The sequence below is a fragment of the Aquabacterium sp. UBA2148 genome (assembly GCF_002328915.1).
GTDB lineage: Bacteria > Pseudomonadota > Gammaproteobacteria > Burkholderiales > Burkholderiaceae_C > Aquabacterium > Aquabacterium parvum.
Genome location: NZ_DCXA01000238.1, coordinates 1 through 3,318, shown reverse-complemented (window position 1 = coordinate 3,318; position 3,318 = coordinate 1). Strand labels below are relative to the sequence as shown.

Annotated in this window: 4 protein-coding genes; 2 read left to right on the top strand and 2 right to left on the bottom strand. The window is 66.5% G+C overall.

All coding sequences use genetic code 11. The features are described from left to right. Both B2W70_RS13370 and rlmB read left to right on the top strand, forming a co-directional pair. Window positions 1–312 (top strand): ATP-binding cassette domain-containing protein (locus B2W70_RS13370; RefSeq protein WP_286746381.1); only part of this gene is annotated, 312 nt, incomplete at its 5' end. Between the two features lie 58 nt (window positions 313–370). Then, on the top strand, window positions 371–1,105 hold the full coding sequence (gene rlmB / locus B2W70_RS13365) for a 23S rRNA (guanosine(2251)-2'-O)-methyltransferase RlmB (protein WP_286746379.1): 735 nt from the start codon (window positions 371–373) through the stop codon (window positions 1,103–1,105). On the opposite strand, the gene B2W70_RS13360 is transcribed toward rlmB, so the two are convergent. Both B2W70_RS13360 and B2W70_RS13355 read right to left on the bottom strand, forming a co-directional pair. Continuing rightward, window positions 1,090–2,310, bottom strand: coding sequence for an MFS transporter (locus B2W70_RS13360; protein WP_286746378.1), 1,221 nt, complete (start codon window positions 2,308–2,310; stop codon window positions 1,090–1,092). The genes rlmB and B2W70_RS13360 overlap by 16 nt on opposite strands. A gap of 21 nt (window positions 2,311–2,331) precedes the next feature. Beyond that, the coding region (locus B2W70_RS13355) for a D-2-hydroxyacid dehydrogenase family protein (protein WP_286746377.1) at window positions 2,332–3,318 on the bottom strand (987 nt) is incomplete at its 5' end.

Sequence of the window (3,318 nt, the reverse complement as noted above, 5' to 3'; positions counted from 1 at the left end):
CGCAGCAAGGCCCAAGCCATGCTGGAGCGGGTCGGGCTGGGTCAACGCTTGAACCACCGGCCAGTGCTCCTGTCCGGCGGTGAGCAGCAGCGGGTGGCTTTGGCGCGCGCGTTCGTCATGCGCCCCGACATCCTCATGGCCGACGAACCCACGGGCAGCCTGGATCACGCCACCGGGCTGGCCGTCATGGACCTCATGTTCGAGCTCAACCGCGAGATCGGTACCACCCTGGTCCTGGTGACGCATGACGAAAAGATCGCGCAGCGTTGCGCAAACCGAATCCGGATCCAGGCAGGCCGGTTGGTGAACTGAGCCCCTGCGGGCGATCGCCAACCAGGCCGCTCGCATCGGCAGCGGTTACGATGCCGGCATGAGTCAGAAACTGCTGTTCGGCTTTCACGCCGTCACCGTGCGCCTGAAGGTGGCGCCCCAATCCATTCGCGAGCTGCATGTCGACGCCAGCCGACAAGACCAGCGCATGAAGCAATTCCTCGCCAAGGTCGAGGAAGCTGGCATGCGCGCCATCGAAAGCGACGACGACCGCCTGCAACAGATGGCCGGCACGCATCGGCACCAGGGCGTGGTGGCGCGGGTTGACGCGGTTCAGCATGCCCGCTCGCTTGACGATTTGCTCGATGAGCTCACCGAGCCTCCTCTGCTGCTGGTGCTCGACGGCGTGACCGACCCGCACAACCTGGGCGCCTGCCTGCGTGTCGCCGACGGCGCTGGTGCCCATGCCGTGATCGCACCCAAGGACCACGCTGTCGGCATCAATGCCACCGTGGCCAAAGTGGCCAGCGGCGCTGCAGAGACCGTGCCCTACTTCATGCTCACCAACCTGGCGCGCACCTTGGGCGAACTCAAGGAGCGAGACATCTGGGTGGTTGGGACCTCGGACGATGCCCCGGGGGACCTTTATCAGGCCGATTTCCGCCGTGGCACGGCCGTGGTTCTGGGCGCTGAGGGCAGCGGCATGCGCCAGCTCACCCGCAAGCACTGCGACGAGCTGGTCAGCATCCCGATGATGGGCGGTGTCGAGAGCCTGAACGTGTCCGTGGCCAGCGGCGTCTGCCTCTACGAAGCCCTTCGTCAGCGCAGAGGCTGAGCAGGCTTCAACGCAGACTCACGGTGGGCGTCGGCGCGTTGCTGCACGCGCTGAGCCCACAAGCTCAGGGCGAGGGCGACCAGCATCCAGGCCAGGCCCAGCCAGTGCAGTTGCTCGTAGCCATGGTGTGAGATCACCCAGCCTCCACCGCTGGCCCCCAGCGCGTGCCCCAGGTAGATGGCTGAGGTGTTCAGGGCCATCAGCGCAGGAGCCAGCCGGGGCGAGAGGCCGCCCAGCCGTGCCTGCTGGCCCGAATTGGTGGCAAACCCCGAAATGGCCCAAGGCAGCAGCACGGCGGCCAGCACTGGCAGCGAACTGGCCAATGGCCAGATCAGCAAGCTCAGGGCCATCAGCGCCAGGGTGAGCGTCACGGCGGGTGCCGCACCGACGCGGTCGATGCTGCGGTTCAGCAGCACATTGCCCGCCAGCGCCAGCGCGCCGAACCAAGTGAACATCAGGCTGATCTGCTCCGGTGAGGCGCCGAACACCTGCTTGTAATAGGGGGCGGTGTAGCCCAGCACGGTGAACTGCCCGGCGCTTTGGCAGGCCGTTACCGCGACGACTGCCATCAGCAGCGGCGACTTCAGCACCTTGCGCCAGGAGCGCAGCGACAGGGCAGGGGGCCGGACGCCCGCAGGCAGGTGGCGCCACACCAGCCAGGCAGACGCGAATGCGGCCAGGCCGATCATTGCCATGGCCACGCGCCAGCCCATCCGCTCACCGATCCAGGCGGTCAGCGGCATGCCCGCAACCGAGGCAATGGACCAGCCCATGAACACGAAGGTGATGGCCTGTCCGCGCTTCGCCGGGGTCGACATGAACCCGGCCGTGGCAGCCGCCTGAGGCGTGAACACGGCAGCCGACAGAACCGTCAACGCCCGCGCGGGCCACAGCCATTCGTAACCAGGCGCCAGCGCGCACAGCAGGTGTCCGACCGCGTACCAGACCATGGTCCAGGCCAGCAGGGTGCGGCGGTCGATGTGCCCGACCAGCCAGGCCAGCAGGGGGGCGCCCACGCCCATCATCAGCGCAGCGATGGCCAGCAACTGTCCGCCAGTGGTCACGCTGATGTTCAGGTCGTGGGTGAGGTCATTGAGCGTGCCGCCCACCACCATCACCCCGCAGCCGATGACGAAGTTGCCGAACAGCAGTGACCAGCGGGCCGCCCGGATGCTCTCCCGGGACAGGGCCCGCTCCAGTTCCATGGGGTACTGCCTCGTGTGTCGTCAGTGGGGCACGCGCAGTGCTTCCGGGTTGACGATGCCGCTGGGGTGGCCCGCGTCGAAATTCAGCAGGTGCTCGAAAGCTGCGCTGAAGAGTTGCTCATAGCTGTCTTGCTCGACCAGGCCGATGTGCGGGGTGCAAACGGCGTTCTCCAGCCGCAGCAAGGGGTGCCCTTGCAAGATGGGCTCGCTCTCGAACACATCGACGGCGGCCATGCCTGGGCGCCCTCGGTTGAGCCCGGCCACCAGGGCGTTGTCCTGGACCAGCTCCGCGCGAGAGGTGTTGACGAACAGGGCCGTGGGCTTCATGCGGCTGAAATCGTCGAGCGTGATGAGGCCGCGGTTTTCTTCCCGCAACCTCAGGTGGACGCTCAGCACGTCCGAGGTGGCGAAAAACTCCTCGCGGCTGGGCGCAGCCCTCAGGCCGTTGGCCACGGCTTGCGTGCGAGATGCTTCGCTGCCCCAGACCTGCACGTCCATCCCAAAGGCCTTGCCGTAGCCCGCAACGAGTTGACCAACTTGTCCGTACCCCCAGATGCCCAGGGTCTTGCCTTGCAGCTTCATGCCCAGGCCAAAGTTGGCCGGCATGGACGCGGCTTTCAGGCCGGACTGTTGCCAGGCGCCGTGTTTGAGGTTGCCGATGTACTGGGGCAGTCGGCGCATCGCGGCCAGCACCAGGGCCCAGGTGAGCTCTGCGGTGGCAGCAGGCGAGGTGTTGCACTCGGCCACGGCGATGCCAAGTCGGGTGCAGGCCTCGATGTCGATGTGCGGTCCAACCTGACCGATCTGACAGATCAGTCGCAATTTGGGCAGCTTCTCGAGCAGAGCCTTCGAGAAATGCGTGCGCTCGTGGATGACCACCAGCGCTTCGGCGTCGCGAAGGCGCACCGCGAGCTGGCCTGTGCCTTTGACGGTGTTGGTGTAGACCTTGGCTGACAAGCCGTCAAGCCGGGAGGCACATGGCAGTTTTCGGACGGCGTCCTGATAGTC